Raw genomic sequence first — 19,708 nt, 5'->3', positions numbered from 1 at the left:
AAACAATATTTATTATTACATAATAAATAAATTTTATAAAACTAAGAGGTATTAATGGCTAAAAGACAAAAATCATTCTTTGAACGTTTAGTTGAGTTAAATGATAGACACGACGAGAAGAAACATAAAACTTCAACTAACAAATCAAAAAGATCTAAAACCTTAATCGGTATTTTTTCTGCTTTAACAGTTGGAGTTATTGCATCTATCACAATTCCTTTAACAATTACAACTACAAAGGTCAACTACATTCAACCAGTTGATGGGGAAAAATCTGCTTTTGTTGTTAATGATGCAAAAGGTAATGAACTTAACTCATTAACAGTTGGTAAATTAACAGATTTAGTAAAATCACAAAGTCAAGAAGTTTCAGAAGAAATCAAAAATGCATACAGAGAAGCAATTTTCTATATGTATGAACAAGAAGTTGAAGCATCAATTCAATATCAAAACATTTACAATAGTTCATTTCAAAATGATGAAGAAGTTAACAATTCAATCGAACTTAAATCATTAGATGAAATCAAAAGACAAATTAAAGCTAAATTTGAAGATTTAAAAGTTAACTTCAAAAAAGTTTATGGTTTCCAAAATTGAGAAAAACAATTTTTTGCAGAACTTAAAAAAGATGAATACGGAAATTCAGCTAATGAAACAGATGCAACAAATTTCTTATTATTCAAACAAGTTGAAGAAATTGCTACACGTAGATATCAATTAGAATACAAAGTTGTTGATAGAACATTTGTAAATAGAACTGCTACAAAAGATATTTATAAACTTGATAAAAACGGAAACAAAGTTAAAGGTGAAAACAGTGAACCAATTAAATTATTCAGTAAAGGTGACAAAGTTTTCCCATATCTAGAAGAAAATGTTAATTACTTTGCTCCATCAGCAGATTCGACAAAAGTTACTTTATTAACAACAAAATCATTCATTACAGAACTCAAATCACCAGCAAACTTCATTTCTGAATACTTCAACAAAAACAATATCATCATTCCTACGGTTTACAAATTAGCAGGAACCATTTCTAAAAATGATGTAGTTTATCCGTGAAAAATTTCATCTGACGATGACAAAGTGAAATTATTTAACTTATTAAAATGAAATGTAACTCCAACAGCTGATTCATTTATTGCAGAATCAAACGTTGCATCATTAACAAAATTTAATAAAGCAGAAGAATATGCGTTCCAAAAAGAAAATGAAACTAAAGAAGAATTTGTAAGTAGAGTTCAAAAATATAAAAACTTCTTATCATCAATCACAAATTCTGATGTTGAAAAATTAGCAACACCAGGTTTAACATCAAACATCAACTTATTTACTAAAGATTTAGATCTTGCATTAGGTGTAAATGCAACTTCAATTTTCGCTAACGAACAAAATAACTTACCTGAATTCTCATTAAAAGAATTAATTGATGCAATCAAAGGTGCTTTAAACATTCTTGAGCAACCTGATTTAACATCAGCTACAAACTTTGATGAAGCAGCAAAAATTGTTAAAGATTACGATGTTCAAATCGATAAGAAGTTAGAAGACTTAAAATTTGAACCATCAAGATTTAACACAATTAACAAAGTTATTGCTGACTATATATTTTCAAAAGTGCAAGATGCACAAACAACAAATAATCCATTAATTCCTTATGTGTTTAAATTATCAGATATGAAAGATGCATTTATGATAATTACAGATAGTAATGTGCAAATTGTAAGATATTCACAAATTACAGAATTAGATAAATTCAAGCAATTTATTGCTGAGGATGCTAAAAACTTAGCTTTAGGAAATGTTTCATACTTCAACACACCTGCACAAATTTCAAATAACTTATCAAGTTCACAAATTCTTTCATTAGCTTTAAGCGATGAAAAATTTATTGCAGAACTTAAAACAAAAACAAATACAACTACAGGAGCAAACTATACAGATGCTGATGTAGCAAGCTTGCAAGCAAAAGCTACTAGTGTAAAAAGTGGAGAAGACACAAGCAAATTAATTTCAGTATTAACATCAGTAAGTGAGTTCATTCAAAAACAATTAAACTATGGAAACAGTTACAACTTTATAGTTGATAAAGGTCTTACAAAAATAGTTTACAACCATAACGATAATGTATATAGCGATAAAAAAGCTATTGAAGTTATTAATGACTTAGTTTATTCAATCTTCAAAAAAAATGAAGGGGGCAAATAATGAAAAATATATTTAAAAAATCTTTATATTTAGCACCAGTTGCTTTCACACCATTAGTTGCACTTTCATGTGGGGTTGATAAAAACACAGAAGAAAAAAATAAACAAAACATTTTATTTGATAAACCAGCAGTTTCAACTATTGCAGAAAACTTATGATTAAAATCAGTTTTACAAGACCAATACAAAGTTGAAAAAGATACAAACTTACTTTCAAATGAAAAATTCTTTAATGAAGCTCTAATTGCTTACAAGGGATTTTTAGCTACAGAATCACAAAAGAATAACTTATATTTAGCTACTCAATTAAACAAGTGAAAATCAAACGGAATTTTCAATGAAACTGAATTAGCTGCATTGAACGCTTTATATAGAGATGTTTACAACATTAACTTAACAAATGAACAATTCCAAATCTTATACAACAACGAAAATACAAATGTGGCTTTCACTGTTAATAAACTTCTTTTAGTTAAAAACTACTTCTTTATTTCAGATGTTGTTACATTAGAAAAAATTGATCCAAGTTCATTTAATTTATATGGTAAAAAATACGATAACAAGCAATTTAACTTAATTAAATATGTTATCTCAAATAAAACAGTTCAATTATGAAGTTACACAAATGACAATGTAAATGAAATGTATACAGATGCTAATAAAGTTATTAAACACGTTTTAGATTACAATAACTTATTAAAGAATTCTAAAGAAGCTCAAAACATTGCAACAGCAGATTTAATTTTCAATAATGTTCCTGCTAAAGCTGAATTTGAAGCTACAATGGGTGGATACCAAGGTATTAAATCTAACCCTTACAAATCAGACTATACTGTTGATGAATTATTAAAAGTAACATCACCTGAAAATTTAGTTGGTTTCTATAACTTAACAAATGGTAAATTAGTTTCAGTTGATGAAAATGGACAATTAGCTGAAGCAATTCCTGTTTCAAAAGATGGTAAAAAAGTTGAAGTAGCTTACTTTGCTAAAATTGTTCCGGTTGCTAAAAAAATTAAAGTTGATGCAGCTGAAAACGGAACAAAAGAAGAAAAAACAGTTTTATCATTCGACCAAACAATTTACAAAGATTCATTAGATAAATTAGCTATCTTCATTTCAATCAGTGATGAAAACTTATACAAAAATGCAAAAGCAGCTTACATTACAATGGGTTACAAAATTTTATCTATTGATGAACTTAAAGATAAAACAGCAGGTCTTGAATAATGAATGATTCAATCTTTACAAAAATAATTAAAAGAGAAATTCCTTCAAACATCATCTATGAAGATAATGTTGTTATTGCGATTTTAGATGCATTTCCACAACAAGAAGGGCATTTCTTAGTTATTCCTAAAGAGCAGAAATCTAATATTTTAGAACACGATGAAGCAACTTTCTTACACGCTATGAAGGTTGCTAGAATGTTAGCTAAACAGAGAGTTATAGATAACAACATCCCAGGTTTTAAAATATTAATCAACACAGGTAAAGAAGCAGGACAAGTTGTGTTCCATACACACATTCACGTCATTCCATACAAAGAACAAGGAGAATAGAATTATGCAGCAGACAAAAATATTTGCATTCGATTTAGATGGTACATTATTTACAAAAAGCGAAACAATTCACCCTTCAACAAAAGAAGTTTTACTTCAAGAGCAAGCTAAAGGAAATAAAATTGTTATTGCAACAGGTCGTGGTTTAGTTAAGATGCTTGCATTAAATCACGATACATTCAAATTTGTTGATTATTTAGTGTGTTCAAATGGTGCATTAGTTCACAATATGAAAACTAATACAACATACACATTAGGTGAATTATCAAAAGAAATGTTAGATACAGTTCACGCACATGCACTTAAATATGATTTAGTTCTTTCGGTTGATGGAAATAACTATAATGGTTCAATTTTACCTAATGGAACTTATCCAAAATGAATGTCACCACAGCAAGTTAAAAATATGAACATTTTTAATGAAGCTACAATTGAAGAAGTAAAAGAAGCAATCAGTAATCCTGAAACAAAAATAACTCAAATGGCCATGAGAAACCAAGCATACAATGCTAAAGATGCTACAGAAAACATTATGAATAGTTTAAGAGATTTTGATTGTGAAGTTTACTTAACAAACTCAGTTTACACAGATATTAACCCTAAAAATATTTCTAAGTGAGCTGGAATTATGAAAATTGTTGAATTAGAACAATTAAAAGATTATCAAGTTGTAGCATTTGGTGATAGTGGAAATGATGTTCATATGCTTTCTGAAGCACACGTGGGTGTAGCTATGGGAAACGCAACAATTGAAGCAAAATCAGCTGCTAACTTTGTTATTGGCGACAATGACACAAACACAATTGGACAATTCATTTCAGAAAACTTTTAACACCTATACATAGGCACAAAAGTACATTTTGTGCTTTTTTATTTTAATTTACTTAAAATAAAAAATAATATAAAATATACATCATATTAAAGGAAACAATTTATATTTGAAAGGAATACTATGTCAACTGCATTTGAAATTATTAAATGAATTTGTGCGATTACTGTTATCTCATTAAGTATTCCTCAATTATTGAAAATTCTTAAAGATAAAAAGACAGGACCTGTTAACTTTGTGTCATTCTGAATTTTCCATATTGGGATTTTACTTTGAGTAATTTGAGGTGCAACAGATGCGAATAATGAAAAATTCATAACTGTTATGGTCGCAGATGGAGTAGGTATACTTGTAAACGGAATTATGACAGGTTTACTTTACTACTACAAAAAAGAATTTACTAAGAAACAAAAATTACAAGGTTATCTTGCTGTTTTAGCTACATGAATTATCGCTGGAATATTTACTGTATTTTACATTATTGATTACGGTAGAAATGGTAGCGCAGATGCTCCATATATAATTGGAAAATTAGCTTCTTCAATTTCAACTGTTATGGGATTCATTTTCCCAGCATTTACTACATTTGCTTTCTTACCTCAGTTAATAACATCGTTTAAAACAAAACAATGACAAGGTGTTTCATACTGAATGTATGTTTTATATGTTGTAAACAACATTATTTGAATAGTTTATTGAATCTTATTAATCCTTATTAATGAATCTCGTGGAGAGTCAATCACATCAGCTATCGGTGGATTAGTATGACAATCAATTTCGTTAACACTATTCTCAATCCAATTAGGATTTACATTACACGATAAATTTACAACACAAAAAACAACAGTAAGACATTCACACCGTGCTTAATAATTGAATGAACAACCAATTTTGGTTGTTTTTTTAACAAAAAACCTACACAAATATTGTGTAGGTAATTTTGATTATATTTGTGTAAGCTTCCCAAAAGTCATGTTTGAACGTACAGTATCAGAGGAGTCTTCACCATAAAAGTATTCTAATATAGCAAACCCAAAATCTAATGAAGCAGTTGCATTTGACGCTGTAATAAGGTTCCTATCTATATTAGTGAATGGAGATTGTTTTCAATTGTTAGAGTTAATTATTTTTCCATCTTTTCAGAATGGCTTACTTCATTCAGAAAAGAATGAAACGTATTTTTGTTCTTTGATTATATTAAATTCAGCTAAAACGTTTGGTGCATCACAGATAGCTGCAAGAGGTTTATTAAGGTCATTAAAGAATTTGTTAATTAATTCTAATGACTGCTGATTTTGTCTAAGTGTTTGACAGCCTCTACCACCAGGTACGAACATTAAATCAAATTCATTTAAATTAACTGAATTAACAATGTTTGTTATTTTCACAATATTAAATTGTCCTGAAGCTTCTTTTAAGTTTGGAGAATAATAAGTAATTGATTCTAGTTTGCCTGAAGCGGCTAAAACAGATAAAGTTGTGTTTAATTCTATGTCATTAAATTTATCTTCAATTATTACAAGAAGTTTCATTATTTTTTACCTCTTTTAATCACACCTTTTCAAATTAAGTATAAGAATACTGTTAAAGGTAATAATACAACTAAGATGAAAACAATAATGTAAGCTTTAATTCAAGCTTTATTCTCTAATCTTCTATCTGTATTTGTTTTAGCAACAACTTCTTCAGGGTTGTTTAAGATTGCTAATTTAATTTCAGCTTGTCTTTTTCTATCGTAAATTCTAAGAACGGTAAATACAATCGCAGAAGCTGCTATTGTAGTTCCTAAAATAATGAGCATATTTTTAGTGCTTCCAAAAGCATTGTCTAAAATGTCGGTTCATTCAACTTTTGAGTTAATGTAAATTCATGAACCTTCTTGACCCATATTTACTTCTCAAGGAGATGTAAAGTAAAGTAAGCAAACTACAGCAATGAACAACCCAGTATATGTTAAGAAGAAAGCATAAATTCAACTTAAACGAAGCATTTTGAGTGTAATTGCTCTGTATGCTTCAGCAATAAGAACACCATTCATTTGTGTTCCGTTAATGTAACTGTTTTTGGTTATTTCTTCAGTTTTAACTCATGACTTACGTCTTGTTAAAGCTTTAATTCATAAACTTAATGAAATTAAGAACACAATGCTTATTCCAATGTATCAAGCAATACCTTGTGTATGAGGTGGTTGTGAATTAAATGTATTGACAAAATAATTAATAATTGCAGCAACTATACAAAGACAGAAAATGGTAAATCATATCGAGAAAGAAAGTAATGCTAGTTTTCTCTCTCTTTTAAATAATTTAAGAATATTTTCAGGAACTATGCTTTTTGGATTTACATTAGTAACTTCGTTTGTGGCAACATTTTGAACTTGTGTTTGATTTGCATAAACACCAGTTGAACCAGATGAGTTTTGAACTGAAACTGGATTTTGATTTTGTTGTTCTTGATTATTCATAATTACTCACTTGCTCCTGTTGACATATTTGCATCTGGTTGATGATTCTCTGTATTTGGTTGATTATTTGTGTTGCCTAAGGTTTCAGTTGTTTCTTGTTTATTAAGATCTCTTAAAACAGAGTTTTTAAGGTTTCCTAAAATTCCCGAAGCTAAAATTGCTGTGTTTGTTTTTTCAGAGATTGTTGAGTTAATTTTTAAAATCGCATCAACAATTTTTGATAAGTTTTGCTCTTGTGAACTATCTGATTTAGCTGCTGCTAACCCTAGCATTCCGAAGACATTTTTGACTTCTTCTGGAATTAATGTAATTGAATTTTGTTGTAATTCTTCATTGATTTTATCAACAACAAATTTTGTAAAGTCTGCTTTATTTTGTTCGCTTGAGTTCACTGTTGAGCCAGGATTTGCTGCAATAAATTGAGCTTCATATTTTGTAATGTAAGCGTCAAGCTCTCTATTGTTTTCGATTTCATTTTTAGATTTTTCATCTAATAATGTAGGAATGTTTTTAGCAACTATATCAACAAATTTTTCATTTTCTAACATAGCCGCAATAGTGTTTGAGTTTTTAAGTAATTTTTCGATATCATCTTTAGATAATGAACTTGGATCCTTGATAAATTTAATTGCTAAATCATGTAATTCTGAGTCAACAAATAATTGAACCATTGAGTAAATTCCTGAAGCCAAGTTTGTTACAGATGAACCTTGACCACCAGTCATAATTTTAACACCAAGTTCTGTAGCTTTATTTGCTTTATTCGAGTTGGGTGCCATTGTTGAAATTACGTTAGCAAGTAATAATGAACCGGGTAAGGTAAGAATTACGTTTGTAATTCCTCATAAACCACCGAAACCTGCTCTAGAGAATTTAGATCTTTTCTTATTTTTCTCTTTTCTTTTCTTTATTGTTGCTAAATGAATGATTCCGATTATTAATCATAAAAATCCTCTGGTGCCTCAGTAAACTCCTAAAGAAATGAATGTTATTGCAAATGTAAGAATTTCATATGCAGATTCAAATTTTTGATCTTCTTGTGCCTTTTTCTCAAATGCAGCTTTAAGAGCTACTGATAAAATAACAGAAACAATAATTGTGATTACTATTGAAACTGTTTTGAAAATAGTTCATTTTCATCTTAAGAATCAACCTGTTACAAATGAAAATAAAACAAGTGTAACAATTAAAATAGGCATTCAAATAGTTGGGTCTGAAATTTTAGACGACATCAAATTCGCGAAGAAGTCATATAACTTATCCATTGCGTTCGATGACTCACTACTTGATGATGCTTGAGTTTCAAAAAATGTAAGCATATTTTCCTTTCTATATTTTTTAGTTAGTTAAATTACAAGAATTTAGCTTTAGGTAGTTTCTTTCAAGGGTTTTTCTTAGCAATTCTATCGATAAATAACATTCCGTTTAAGTGGTCTAATTCGTGTTGAAATACTATTGCTAAATATCCGTCAACTGTTAAGTTTTGGAATTCTCTAGCAAAATAGCTGTAAGCTCTGACTGTTATTTTTTCAGATCTATAAACATATCCTTCTTGATCTGGTCAATCTTCAGAAACACTTAAACAACCCTCACCTTCAGAAAGTGCAATTTTCTTATCGCTTTTAGCAATAATAACAGGGTTAAATAAAATATCTTTATAAATTGTGTTACCTAATTCATCTTGTATAAAAACATAAAAGACATTTTTAAGAACACCATATTGAACTGCTGCTACTCCAACTCCGGCTCTAAATTCAGAACCCTCTTTTTGCGAATCATCAATGTGATAAATCATTTTCTCAGCTAATTCAATATCCTCATCTGTTAACGGAAGAGGTACATCTTGTGATTTTTTTCTAAGTACTTTTTCTGGTAATTGTACGATTTCTACTTTAAATTTTTTATTCATAATATTAATTATAATATATTAAATTAATTATAATTTAATATAAATTAGCTAACGAAGTATATTCAATTAATTAGGAGGGACAATGACAGCGATTCAACTTAGCAATTCAATTTTGTTCAATATTTTATTATTCATTTTTGGATACATTATAGGTTCCTTGAACACTTCAATTATATGAGGAAAAATTGTTAAAAAAGATGTTAGACAGCTTCATTCAAAAAACGCAGGAGCAACTAATTCCTCTAGAGTGCTAGGGAAAAAAGCAGGACTGTACATTTTGTTAATAGATATTTTTAAAACAATTTTAATGGTTTCAATTGCGTATGGATTGTGCAAGGCTATCAATAAAAATAGTTTAAATATGAGCTTATATGTATTTCCAATTTTATGTGGTTTAGGAGTTGTTGTTGGGCATTGTTTTCCTATTTTCTTCCAATTCAAGGGAGGAAAAGGAGTTGCTACATCAATTGGTTTATTAATTTCAATCAACATTGCACTTTTACCAATTGCTGCAGTTATATTCTTTGCAGTATTATTCTGAAAAAAATATGTTTCATTAGCAAGTATTGTGTCAGCTATTTTAATAACACCTGTAATTATGTTTGGTCACTGATTTTTAAGTTCAGATCTTTCTTGAGCAACTAATATGAAATGACTTGCTGAGTATAGTCAACATACAACCGCATCACTTTATAATTATCAATTAACTAGTGGAATTTTCTTTATAGCAGCAGTGCTACTGATAGTTATAATGCACAGAGATAATTTAGTTAGAATTTTTAAGAATCAGGAAAGAAAGTTATCTTTTTTAGATAGAAGTAACAAAAAATAGAGAGATTTTAAAGTCTCTCTATTTTTTTTAAATTAAATCATTATTTTTCAATGTTGTAGAATGCTTCTCTACCTTTGAATGAAGATACTGAACCTAATTCTTCTTCAATTGCTAATAATCTGTTGTATTTTGCAATTCTATCTGTTCTTGATAATGAACCTGTCTTAATTTGTCCTGTGTTCATAGCAACAGCAATATCGGCGATTGTTGTATCTTCTGTTTCACCTGAACGGTGTGATATAACTGCTGTCATATTTGCTTTTTGAGCCATTTGGATAGCTTCAAAAGTTTCTGTTAATGAACCAATTTGGTTAATTTTAATTAAGATTGAGTTCATTGATTTTTCTTCAATAGCACGTTTTAAAATTGCTGTGTTTGTAACTGTTAAGTCATCTCCAACAATTTGTAATTTGTTTCCTAATTCTGCTGTGAATTTTTTGAATCCTTCTCAGTCACCTTCAGCAAACCCATCTTCGATTGAAATGATTGGGTACTTGTCAACTAAGTGTTTTAAGTAATCTAACATTTCATCTGATGTATATGTGAATTTAGTATCTGTTAAGTGTTCAAATCCAGGTAATTGTTTTTCAACAGCTGCTTTTAATTTTTTGAATGTGTATACACCATCTTCATATAATTCACTTGATGCACAGTCCATTGCAATAGCAACAGCATTTTCACCTGATTTAGCAGGAACATATCCAGCTGCTTTAATAGCTTCAACTAAGAAGTCTAAAGCTTCTTCGTGTGATTTGAAGTTTGGAGCAAATCCACCTTCATCACCAACTTGAACACCGTGTCCGTGTTTTTTAAGTAATTTAGCTAAGTTATGGAAAACAAAGTTAGCCATTTGTAAAGCTTCACGGAATGTTTTAGCTCCAACTGGCATAATCATAAATTCTTGGAAGTCAATTGTGTTTGAAGCGTGTTCTCCACCATTGATAACGTTTAACATAGGAACTGGTAATTCGTGAGCGTTAAATCCACCTAAGTATTTGTAAAGTGGAATTTGTAATTCATTAGCAGCAGCTCTAGCAACAGCTAATGAAACTCCTAAGATAGCATTAGCACCGAATTTAGATTTGTTTTCTGTACCATCTAATTCAATCATTTTTCTATCAATTTCACGTTGTAATGTAACTTCCATACCTTCGATGTAAGGAGCAATATCGTTGTTAACGTGATCAACTGCTAACATAACCCCTTTTCCACCAAATCAGTTACTTTCATATTCAGAACCTTTGTCCCTTAATTCAAGAGCTTCACGTGATCCTGTAGATGCACCTGAAGGAACTTTAGCAATACCGTATCCACCGAATTCTGTGAATACTTCAACTTCAACAGTTGGGTTACCACGTGAGTCTAGAATTTCACGTGCGTGAATTTTTTTAATTGCTGACATTTAGTCTCCTTTATTTAATTTTTAATGTACATTTAAATTAATTAACTTTTCTTTTAGAAAAGTAATGTAATTATAACATTTTTAAATTTATATACTTTTAGCAAGTTTATCTGCGATTAATTTCACATTTTTGTTTAATTTTGTTCGATTTTTAAACTCTGTTAAGCTTGGATATTCTTAAAAATAACTTTCAATATAACTACCAAAACATTTATGTTTAAGTGTTAAAAGTATTTTTTCAGGGATTAATAAAACTAAATAAAAAAATTAAAAAATATTGATACACACGGGTAAGTTGTTATATAATTGCTTTGCTAAATTATTATCAAAATAAATAGCTTAACAATATTAATCTTAAAATTTATCAAATCACAAACGAAAGGAAGCATAAAATGCCAACAACTAATCAATTAGTTACACATGGTCGTAGCTCAAAAATTAAAAAACAAAACGCTCCTGCTTTAAGCGTTAGCTACAACTCATTAATTAAAAAAGCTAAAAAAATGGCTTCACCATTTAAACGTGGTGTATGTACTCGTGTTGCTACAATGACACCTAAAAAACCTAACTCTGCATTACGTAAATATGCTCGTGTTAAATTATCAAACGGAATGGAAGTTACAGCTTACATTCCAGGAGAAGGACACAACCTTCAAGAACACTCAGTTGTTTTAATCCGTGGAGGACGTGTTAAAGACTTACCTGGGGTTAGATACCACATCGTTCGTGGAACACAAGATGCTGCTGGGGTGGCAAAACGTAACCAAGGACGTAGTTTATACGGTGCTAAAAAACCTAAATCAGAATAATAATTTAAATTAATTTATACACACAATAATTATTAATATAAGGAGGACATATGTCAAGAAAAAAAAGTGCCCCAATACGTGAAGTACTTGCAGATCCAGTTTTTAACTCTGTTATTGTTACAAAGTTAATTAACCAAATTATGTTAGATGGTAAAAAATCTATTGCTCAAGATATTTTATATTCAGCATTTAACATTATTAAAGAAAAAACTCAAAGAGAACCAATGGAAGTTTTCTTAGAAGCAGTTGAAAACATTACACCTCAATTAGAAATCAGAACAAGAAGAATCGGTGGAACAAACTACCAAGTTCCTACAGAAGTTTCTCCTCGTAGAAAACAAACATTAGCATTAAGATGACTTGTTCAATACTCAAGATTAAGAAATGAAAAAACAATGGATGTTCGTTTAGCTAATGAAATCATTGATGCATCAAACAAAACAGGTGGAGCTATCAAAAAACGTGAAGATACACACAAAATGGCTGAAGCTAACCGTGCATTTGCACACTTCAGATGATAGTCTAAGGTTTATTTATGGCTAGAGAATATGAATTAAAAGATTACCGTAATATCGGTATTATGGCCCACATTGATGCTGGAAAAACAACAACTACAGAAAGAATTTTATTCCACACAGGTAAAATTCACAAAATTGGTGAAACACACGATGGTGCTTCACAAATGGACTGAATGGCACAAGAACAAGAACGTGGAATTACAATTACATCAGCTGCTACAACAGCTTTCTGAAAAGGAAAAAGAATTAACATTATCGATACACCAGGACACGTTGACTTCACAGTTGAGGTTGAACGTTCATTACGTGTATTAGATGGTGCTGTAGCAGTTCTTGATGCTCAATCAGGAGTTGAACCTCAAACAGAAACAGTTTGAAGACAAGCTACAAACTACAAAGTTCCTCGTATTGTTTACGTTAACAAAATGGATAAAGCTGGTGCTGACTTCGCAGCTTCAGTTGCTTCAGTTAAACAACGTTTAGGTGGAAATGCAGTTGCTATCCAATGACCTATCGGAGCTGAATCAGATTTTGAAGGTATTATCGACCTTGTTACATTAGAAGCGATTAAATACAACGGAGAACCACAAGAAGAAGAATTTCCAACAGAAATTCCTGCTCATTTAAAAGACATCGTTGCTGAAAAACGTCAAGAATTATTAGAAGCGGTTGCTAACTTTGACGAAGAATTAATGATGTTAGTTCTTGAAGGTGGAGATTTAAGTGTTGAAGAATTTAAAGCTGCAATTAGAAAAGCTACTTTAACATCAGAATTCTTCCCAGTAGTATGTGGAACATCATTCAAAAACAAAGGTGTTAAGAGAATGATTGACGCTGTTGTTGATTATTTACCATCACCACTTGATGTACCACCAATCCCTGCTTTCGATGGGGATAAAGAAATATTTGTTAATGCAACAGACGATGGAGACTTTTCTTCATTAGCTTTCAAAGTTATGACAGACCCATACGTAGGTTCATTAACATTCTTCCGTGTATACCGTGGAGTTCTTGAAAAAGGTAGCTACGTATACAACACAACTAAAGAACAAAAAGAACGTATTGGACGTATTTTACAAATGCACGCTAACTCACGTGTAGAAATTGACGAATGTAGAGCTGGAGATATTGCTGCTGCTGTTGGTCTTAAATACACAACAACAGGAGATACATTAGTCGGAGAAAAATCACCAAAAATCGTTCTTGAAAAAATGGTATTCCCAGAACCAGTTATCTCACAAGCTTTAGAACCAGAATCAAAAGCTGCTACAGAAAAATTATCATTAGGATTACAAAAATTAGCTGCTGAGGACCCTACATTTAGAACATATACTGATGAAGAAACAGGTCAAACAATTATTGCCGGAATGGGTGAATTACACTTAGACATTATTGTTGATCGTTTAAAACGTGAATTCGGTGTTAAAGCTAAAGTTGGAGCACCTCAAGTTTCATACCGTGAAACAATTACAATTCCTGCTGAAGTTGAAGGAAAACACATCAAACAATCAGGAGGAAAAGGACAATATGGACACGTATGAATCAAATTCGAACCAAACCCAGATGGTGGATTTGAATTCGTGGACAAAATTGTTGGTGGAAAAATTCCTAAAGAATACATTAAATCAATTCAAAAAGGTCTTGAAGAAAAAATGGCAGCTGGTATTTTAGCTGGTTACCCAATGATCGACGTTAAAGCTACATTATTTGATGGATCATACCACGACGTTGACTCATCAGAAATGGCTTACAAAATCGCTGCTTCTAAAGCACTTACAAAAGCAAAAGATAAAATTGGTACAGTATTATTAGAACCAATTATGGATGTTTCAGTAGTTGTTCCATCAGATCACATCGGAGATGTTATCGGTGACTTATCAAGACGTAGAGGACTTGTTAACGACCAAGAGCAAAGAAATGATGGAGCTGTTATTGTTAGAGCAATGGTTCCTCTTTCAGAAATGTTCGGTTACTCAACAGAACTTAGATCTATGACAAGTGGACGTGGAACATACCAAATGCAATTTGATCACTACGAAAAAACTCCAAAATCAATTGCTGATGAAATTATTAAACGTAGAAACATTCAAGATAAAGATGAAGATTAATATTTAAATTTTCACTTTAAATAATTTAAAAAAGTAGGTATATCCTACTTTTATTTTTTACTTATTTAACTTATACACTATTGCAAAAGTAAAATTAACTTAATAATCAACGAGTTATTAATCAGCATCATAATACTATGTATAATAGTATTATGTTAAATATAGTTTTATATCAACCGGAAATCGCCCCAAATACAGGGAATATAATCAGAACTTGTTATGCACTAGGTGCAAAATTACATATTATCAAACCAACAAGTTTTGATCTTCATCCTAAATATCTTAAAAGAGCAGGTGCAGGAAGAATGCTCAGCGACATTCAACATGAAATTCATGACTCATATGAAGATTTTTACAATAAGTATAAAGATAAAAAAATCTTTTATGTAACTAGATATGGTTTAGAGACATATACAAATGTTAAATATAATGAAGTTCACCAACAAACTGGTGAAGTGTGATTAATGTTTGGTAGAGAATCTACAGGTATTGATAAAAGAATCTTAAAAGATAATTTAGAAGATTGCATCAGAATACCGATGGTTTCAGCTATGCGTTCAATTAATCTTGCTAACTGTGTTGCTATTTTAGGTTTTGAAGTTATGAGACAACTTGATTTTAAAGATTTATCAAAATTTGAAGTTGAAAAAGGAAAACATTACTTAGAACAATATGATGAAAATAATAACCAGTAAGCAAAATCAGTTTATCAAGGATGTTTATAAACTTTTAGATAAAAAATATAGAAGTAAAGAATCTAAGTTTTTAGTTGAAGGTTATCACTTAGTCAATGAAGCGAAAGAAAAGGGTATTTTGCTAGAAACAATTGAAGTAGTTAATAAAAATAAATTTGCTGATTCGATTTTAGTCACAGATGAAATCTTAAATTATTTATCAGACACATCTACACCACAAGGGATTATAGGTATTTGTAAATTTCCTGATGTCTCAAAATCAATTAGTAACAGAGTTTTATTTTTAAATAATTTGCAAGAACCTGGAAATGTAGGGACAATTTTTAGATTGGCAAGAGCCTTTGATTTTGATACTGTTATCATCCAAAACTTTGATTACTTTAATCCAAAAGTTATTCGTTCTTCACAAGGGGCGCTTTTTGATTTAAATTTAATCAAGACAAATAATATTGGTATTTTAGAGGAACTTAAAAAACAAAACTATATTTTATATGCAACTATGTTAGACACAAATGCTAAGAAGTTAAATGAAATTGATTTTTCAAGAGAAGAAAAAATTGTCATTATTTTAGGAAACGAAGGTAAAGGAATTGATAAACAAGCTGCTTCATTATCTGATGAAAAAGTTTACATTCCAATTTCATTTGAAAGTTTAAATGTAGCAACTGCTGCAGCAATTGTGTTGAACAAAGTTAGAAATGGGTAATTATGAATAAATTCGATAATTTAATTGAACAAATTAAAAACTATAACTTTCATTTATCTTTAGAAGGGTACAATAAAACAGAAGTTGAAAGTCATTTAAATGAATTGATTAGACAAATTAATGAAATTGTTAATGAAATAAATGAATCAACCGAAAGAACAGAATTATATAAAGCTCAATATAAAGAACTTTACAAAGAAAATAAAATTCTTGCTGAAGAAGTTAATAAACTTAGATTAGAACTGGAAAAATTAAATAAATAGGATAAATATGGAATTAGAACACAAAGAACAAAAATATGAGAATTTAATTCAATGATTCCCTGGTCATATGGCTAAGGCTTTCAAGGAATTAAAAGAAAAAGCTTCATTAGCTGATATTTTTATAGTAGTTTTAGATGCAAGATGTCCAATTAGTTCATATAACGAAGACTTTGACAAAATTGCACCACAAAAAAAGAGATTGTTCATTATTACTAAATCAGATTTAATGGATCAATCCAAAAAAGCAAAAATTGAAAAAAGATTTGCAAACGAAACGTTATTATGATTAGATCTTAGAAAATCATCTTCAAAACAAGTTATTTTAAAAACAATTAAAAAACTTTCACAAGAAAGAATTAATAAAAACAGAGAAAAAGGGATGTTGATAACCAGAATGAAATCATTTGTTGTTGGTGTTCCAAACTGTGGAAAAAGTACACTTATCAATTTAGTTTCAGACAAAAAAACTTTAAAAGTCGCTAACTATCCAGGTGTAACCAGAGAAAATAAGTGAGTTGTCAATGGTGAATATTTATTTTTAGATACACCAGGTATTTTGCTTCCTAAATTTGAAGATCAAGAAGTTGCTGTTAAATTATTAATCACAGGTGCTATTAAATTAGATAATTTCTCACCAGAGGTTGTTTCAATGAAGTTTTATGGATTAATTTCAAAATATTATCCAGAAAAATTAGAACAATTAGGTCTAAAACCATCTCAAGATGATATTGAAATTTACTCACAATTATTTAGCTATGGTGAAAGATTTAAAATTTATAAAGAAAACCAAAGAATTGACACTGTAAAAACTTACCAACATTTTATAAATTGAGCTAAAAATTTAGAAGGAGTTACATACGATTAATTCGTATGTTTTTTATTTAATCTTTTATAATATTTAAACTATGAGTCAAAACAATACATATAATGCAAGTAATATTCAACAATTAAAAGGGCTTGAAGCTGTTAGAAAAAGACCTGGTATGTACATTGGTGGAACAGATGTACATGGTTTACATCACTTAGTTTGAGAAATTGTAGATAACTCAATCGACGAGGCACTAGCTGGTTATGCAACTGAAATAATTGTTACATTAAGAAATGATGGTGGTGTTTCAGTTCAAGACAATGGACGTGGTATTCCGGTTGATAAAATTAAAGGTTCAACAAAAACAGCTGTAGAAGCTGCTTTCACTGAATTGCATACAGGTGGAAAATTTGATGATAGTGCGTATAAAACATCAGGAGGTCTTCACGGTGTTGGAGCTAGTGTTGTTAATGCTTTATCAACAAAAGTTGTTGTCGAAGTTTCGAGAGATAAAAAGATCTATTTAACTGAATTTCAACAAGAAAAAATCCTTCAAAGAACTCACGAGGTAGGTGTATCTAAAAATACTGGAACAATAGTGACTTTCTGACCTGATTATCCACTTTTTAAAAGAGCTAAGTTAAGTTTTGACAAAATTTCAGAAAGACTTAAAGAAAGAGCTTTCTTAATTTCTAATTTAAAAATAATCTTAAGAGATCAAAACAGTGATAAAACAGAAATTTATGAATACACTAAAGGTCTTGAATCATTCTTAAACTTTTTAAATGATTCAAAAGATTTAGTTTCAAAACCTATTTCATTTCAAGATGAAAAAAGAGGTATCTCTGTTGATTTTGCTTTTCAATGAACAACTCAATATGAAGATACAATTCTTAGTTTTGTTAACAATGTTAAAACAAGTGATGGTGGTTCACATCTGGTTGGACTAAAAACTGCATTTGTTAAATCAGTTAATAACTTTGTGTCAAAAGAAAATGTAGTTAAAGGTCAAAGAATTTATGAATGAGCAGACATTAAAGAAGGACTTAGTTGCGTCCTCTCTTTAAAAATTCCTGAAAGTATTCTTGAATTCGTAGGTCAAACTAAAGATAAATTAGGAACTCCAGACGCAAAACCTGTTGTTGAAGAAATTGTCTTTAAATATTTAGATTCTTGATTAAGCGAACACAAAGAGCAAGCTAAATTAATCATAGATAAAATTGAATCTTCATATGATTTAAGACAAAAACAAAAATCATTAAAAGATGAAAGTAGAAAAACAAAGCAAACAGGTAAAGAAAAATTAATTTTAAGCGACAAATTAAAACCTGCGACTGGTAAAAATAATGAACAAAATGAGTTATTTCTAGTCGAAGGGGACTCAGCTGGTGGTTCAGCAAAAAGTGGAAGAGATAGAAGATTTCAAGCTATCTTACCATTACGTGGAAAAGTGATTAACTCTGAAAAGAAAAAAATGTCTGAAGTTCTTGAAAATGAAGAAATCAACACAATTATTAATGCAATTGGAGCAGGATACGGTAGAGATTTTGATATTGAAAAATCCCAATATGGAAAAATAATCATTATGACCGATGCTGACACTGATGGTGCTCACATTCAACTTCTATTGTTAACATTCTTTTATAGATTTATGAAACAAATGATTGAACAAGGAAAAATTTTCCTTGCACTTCCTCCATTATATAAAGTGACTCTTAAGAGCAGTAAAAAAATTCTTTATGCATGAGATGAAGATGATTTAAGTGATATGCTGGAAAATATAAAAGAATCATATGAACTCCAAAGATATAAAGGTCTTGGAGAAATGAATGCTGACCAATTGTGAGAAACAACTATGGATCCTAAAACAAGAACATTAGTTCAAGTAACAATTGAAGATGCTCTCATTGCTGAAAGAAGAGTTTCAGTTCTTATGGGAGAAAATGCTGAAAACAGAAGATATTGAATTGATCAAAATGTAAACTTTACACTTGAAGATAATTTCATTGAAAAATTAAACATATCTAATTAAGCAAAATGATTTTTATAAAAAAACAATAAAATAAAGTTTTTTGCTATAATATCAAAGAATTTTATTTTTACTCTTTTTATAAAGACTAAATAAAAGTTTATAAACATTTATTACTTATAGAAAGGAAGAAATTATGTCAAGAAGAGACGTTTTAACAGGTAGAGGACCTCAATCAGGTAACAAACGTTCACACGCATTAAATGCTACAAAAAGAAAATTTAATGTTAACTTACAAAAAGTTAGAGTTACAATAGACGGTCAAAAAATGACATTAAGAGTAAGTGCAAAAACATTAAAAACTCTTAAAAACAAAGGGTTAATTTAATCATTTCTCTAATACTTTTAAATTAAACATATAATCAAAATAAATTACCTTGATCAAGTAATTTATTTTTTTTAATTTTTTTAAAAAAAGCTTTGAATAAAAAAAATAGTGTTATAATATTCATGCTTTTGATAGCAAAGAAGTTCTTTGAAAACTAGATATATACAAGACATGACAAGTCAATTTTTTTCGAGAGTTTGATCCTGGCTCAGGATGAACGCTGGCTGTGTGCCTAATAC

At 29.8% G+C, this 19,708-nt stretch carries 20 protein-coding genes; 15 read left to right on the top strand and 5 right to left on the bottom strand.

The window, feature by feature from the left end; genetic code table 4:
- Nucleotides 1–54 precede the first annotated feature (54 nt).
- The 5 genes from VBM89_RS02595 to VBM89_RS02575 all read left to right on the top strand — a co-directional run bounded on the left by VBM89_RS02595 (nucleotide 55) and on the right by VBM89_RS02575 (nucleotide 5,468).
- Nucleotides 55–2,208 (top strand): HinT-interacting membrane complex protein P80, encoded by a 2,154-nt coding sequence (locus VBM89_RS02595; RefSeq protein ID WP_323188699.1) that lies wholly within the window; start codon nucleotides 55–57, stop codon nucleotides 2,206–2,208.
- Nucleotides 2,208–3,437: a HinT-interacting membrane complex lipoprotein P60 gene (locus VBM89_RS02590; protein ID WP_323188698.1), complete on the top strand. Its 1,230-nt coding sequence runs from the start codon at nucleotides 2,208–2,210 to the stop codon at nucleotides 3,435–3,437. The genes VBM89_RS02595 and VBM89_RS02590 overlap by 1 nt, the downstream gene beginning before the upstream one ends.
- Nucleotides 3,437–3,769: a histidine triad protein HinT gene (gene hinT, locus VBM89_RS02585; RefSeq protein WP_323176764.1), complete on the top strand. Its 333-nt coding sequence runs from the start codon at nucleotides 3,437–3,439 to the stop codon at nucleotides 3,767–3,769. The genes VBM89_RS02590 and hinT overlap by 1 nt, the downstream gene beginning before the upstream one ends.
- 4 nt (nucleotides 3,770–3,773) lie before the next feature.
- Nucleotides 3,774–4,601: an HAD family hydrolase gene (locus VBM89_RS02580; RefSeq protein ID WP_323188697.1), complete on the top strand. Its 828-nt coding sequence runs from the start codon at nucleotides 3,774–3,776 to the stop codon at nucleotides 4,599–4,601.
- 120 nt (nucleotides 4,602–4,721) lie between these two features.
- Nucleotides 4,722–5,468 (top strand): PQ-loop domain-containing transporter, encoded by a 747-nt coding sequence (locus tag VBM89_RS02575; RefSeq protein WP_323188696.1) that lies wholly within the window; start codon nucleotides 4,722–4,724, stop codon nucleotides 5,466–5,468.
- A 74-nt stretch (nucleotides 5,469–5,542) separates the two neighbouring features.
- On the opposite strand, the gene VBM89_RS02570 is transcribed toward VBM89_RS02575, so the two are convergent.
- Genes VBM89_RS02570 through def form a run of 4 tightly spaced genes read right to left on the bottom strand, consistent with a single transcriptional unit; the run spans nucleotide 5,543 to nucleotide 8,971 of the window.
- Nucleotides 5,543–6,130, bottom strand: a complete 588-nt coding sequence (locus VBM89_RS02570; RefSeq protein WP_323188695.1) for a DJ-1/PfpI family protein — start codon at nucleotides 6,128–6,130, stop codon at nucleotides 5,543–5,545.
- On the bottom strand, nucleotides 6,130–7,062 hold the full coding sequence (locus tag VBM89_RS02565; RefSeq protein WP_323188694.1) for an MSC_0882 family membrane protein: 933 nt from the start codon (nucleotides 7,060–7,062) through the stop codon (nucleotides 6,130–6,132). Before VBM89_RS02565 ends, VBM89_RS02570 begins: the two co-directional genes overlap by 1 nt.
- Before the next feature lie 2 nt (nucleotides 7,063–7,064).
- On the bottom strand, nucleotides 7,065–8,381 hold the full coding sequence (locus tag VBM89_RS02560) for a hypothetical protein (RefSeq protein ID WP_323188693.1): 1,317 nt from the start codon (nucleotides 8,379–8,381) through the stop codon (nucleotides 7,065–7,067).
- A 32-nt stretch (nucleotides 8,382–8,413) separates the two neighbouring features.
- Entirely contained in the window at nucleotides 8,414–8,971 is a 558-nt protein-coding gene (gene def / locus VBM89_RS02555) for a peptide deformylase (RefSeq protein WP_323188692.1), read from the bottom strand.
- Between the two features lie 82 nt (nucleotides 8,972–9,053).
- On the opposite strand from def, the gene plsY reads away from it, so the two are divergent.
- Nucleotides 9,054–9,803 carry a glycerol-3-phosphate 1-O-acyltransferase PlsY gene (gene plsY, locus VBM89_RS02550; RefSeq protein ID WP_323188691.1) on the top strand — a complete coding sequence of 250 codons (750 nt, stop codon included), beginning with the start codon at nucleotides 9,054–9,056 and terminating at the stop codon, nucleotides 9,801–9,803.
- Between the two features lie 40 nt (nucleotides 9,804–9,843).
- Here the strand turns inward: plsY and eno are convergent, their stop codons facing one another.
- Complete coding sequence (gene eno, locus VBM89_RS02545; RefSeq protein ID WP_323188690.1) at nucleotides 9,844–11,205, bottom strand: phosphopyruvate hydratase; 1,362 nt, start codon at nucleotides 11,203–11,205, stop codon at nucleotides 9,844–9,846.
- Between the two features lie 392 nt (nucleotides 11,206–11,597).
- Between eno and rpsL the strand changes: the two genes are divergently transcribed.
- The 9 genes from rpsL (at nucleotide 11,598) to rpmB (ending at nucleotide 19,469) form a co-directional block, all read left to right on the top strand.
- Nucleotides 11,598–12,014, top strand: coding sequence for a 30S ribosomal protein S12 (gene rpsL / locus VBM89_RS02540; protein WP_323188689.1), 417 nt, complete (start codon nucleotides 11,598–11,600; stop codon nucleotides 12,012–12,014).
- 50 nt (nucleotides 12,015–12,064) lie between these two features.
- A complete protein-coding gene (gene rpsG, locus VBM89_RS02535) occupies nucleotides 12,065–12,535 on the top strand; it encodes a 30S ribosomal protein S7 (RefSeq protein WP_257089177.1) in 471 nt (156 codons plus the stop codon).
- A gap of 14 nt (nucleotides 12,536–12,549) precedes the next feature.
- On the top strand, nucleotides 12,550–14,640 hold the full coding sequence (gene fusA / locus VBM89_RS02530) for an elongation factor G (RefSeq protein ID WP_257089179.1): 2,091 nt from the start codon (nucleotides 12,550–12,552) through the stop codon (nucleotides 14,638–14,640).
- 152 nt (nucleotides 14,641–14,792) lie between these two features.
- The gene (locus VBM89_RS02525) at nucleotides 14,793–15,335 is read left to right on the top strand and encodes a tRNA (cytidine(34)-2'-O)-methyltransferase (protein WP_323188688.1); all 543 of its coding nucleotides are present in this window, start codon (nucleotides 14,793–14,795) and stop codon (nucleotides 15,333–15,335) included.
- Nucleotides 15,316–16,041, top strand: a complete 726-nt coding sequence (locus VBM89_RS02520) for an RNA methyltransferase (RefSeq protein WP_323188687.1) — start codon at nucleotides 15,316–15,318, stop codon at nucleotides 16,039–16,041. Before VBM89_RS02525 ends, VBM89_RS02520 begins: the two co-directional genes overlap by 20 nt.
- Nucleotides 16,042–16,043: 2 nt before the next feature.
- Entirely contained in the window at nucleotides 16,044–16,304 is a 261-nt protein-coding gene (locus VBM89_RS02515) for a hypothetical protein (protein ID WP_323176776.1), read from the top strand.
- Between the two features lie 7 nt (nucleotides 16,305–16,311).
- Nucleotides 16,312–17,169 carry a ribosome biogenesis GTPase YlqF gene (gene ylqF, locus VBM89_RS02510; RefSeq protein ID WP_257089194.1) on the top strand — a complete coding sequence of 286 codons (858 nt, stop codon included), beginning with the start codon at nucleotides 16,312–16,314 and terminating at the stop codon, nucleotides 17,167–17,169.
- Nucleotides 17,170–17,209: 40 nt separating this feature from the next.
- Nucleotides 17,210–19,144 carry a DNA topoisomerase IV subunit B gene (locus VBM89_RS02505; RefSeq protein ID WP_323188686.1) on the top strand — a complete coding sequence of 645 codons (1,935 nt, stop codon included), beginning with the start codon at nucleotides 17,210–17,212 and terminating at the stop codon, nucleotides 19,142–19,144.
- A 133-nt stretch (nucleotides 19,145–19,277) separates the two neighbouring features.
- Nucleotides 19,278–19,469 carry a 50S ribosomal protein L28 gene (rpmB, locus tag VBM89_RS02500; protein ID WP_323188685.1) on the top strand — a complete coding sequence of 64 codons (192 nt, stop codon included), beginning with the start codon at nucleotides 19,278–19,280 and terminating at the stop codon, nucleotides 19,467–19,469.
- Nucleotides 19,470–19,708 lie beyond the last annotated feature (239 nt).

It is taken from the genome of Mycoplasma sp. 1199 (assembly GCF_034863365.1).
Classification (GTDB): domain Bacteria; phylum Bacillota_I; class Bacilli_A; order Mycoplasmatales; family Metamycoplasmataceae; genus Mycoplasmopsis.
This window is presented reverse-complemented; position numbering and strand designations above follow the sequence as displayed.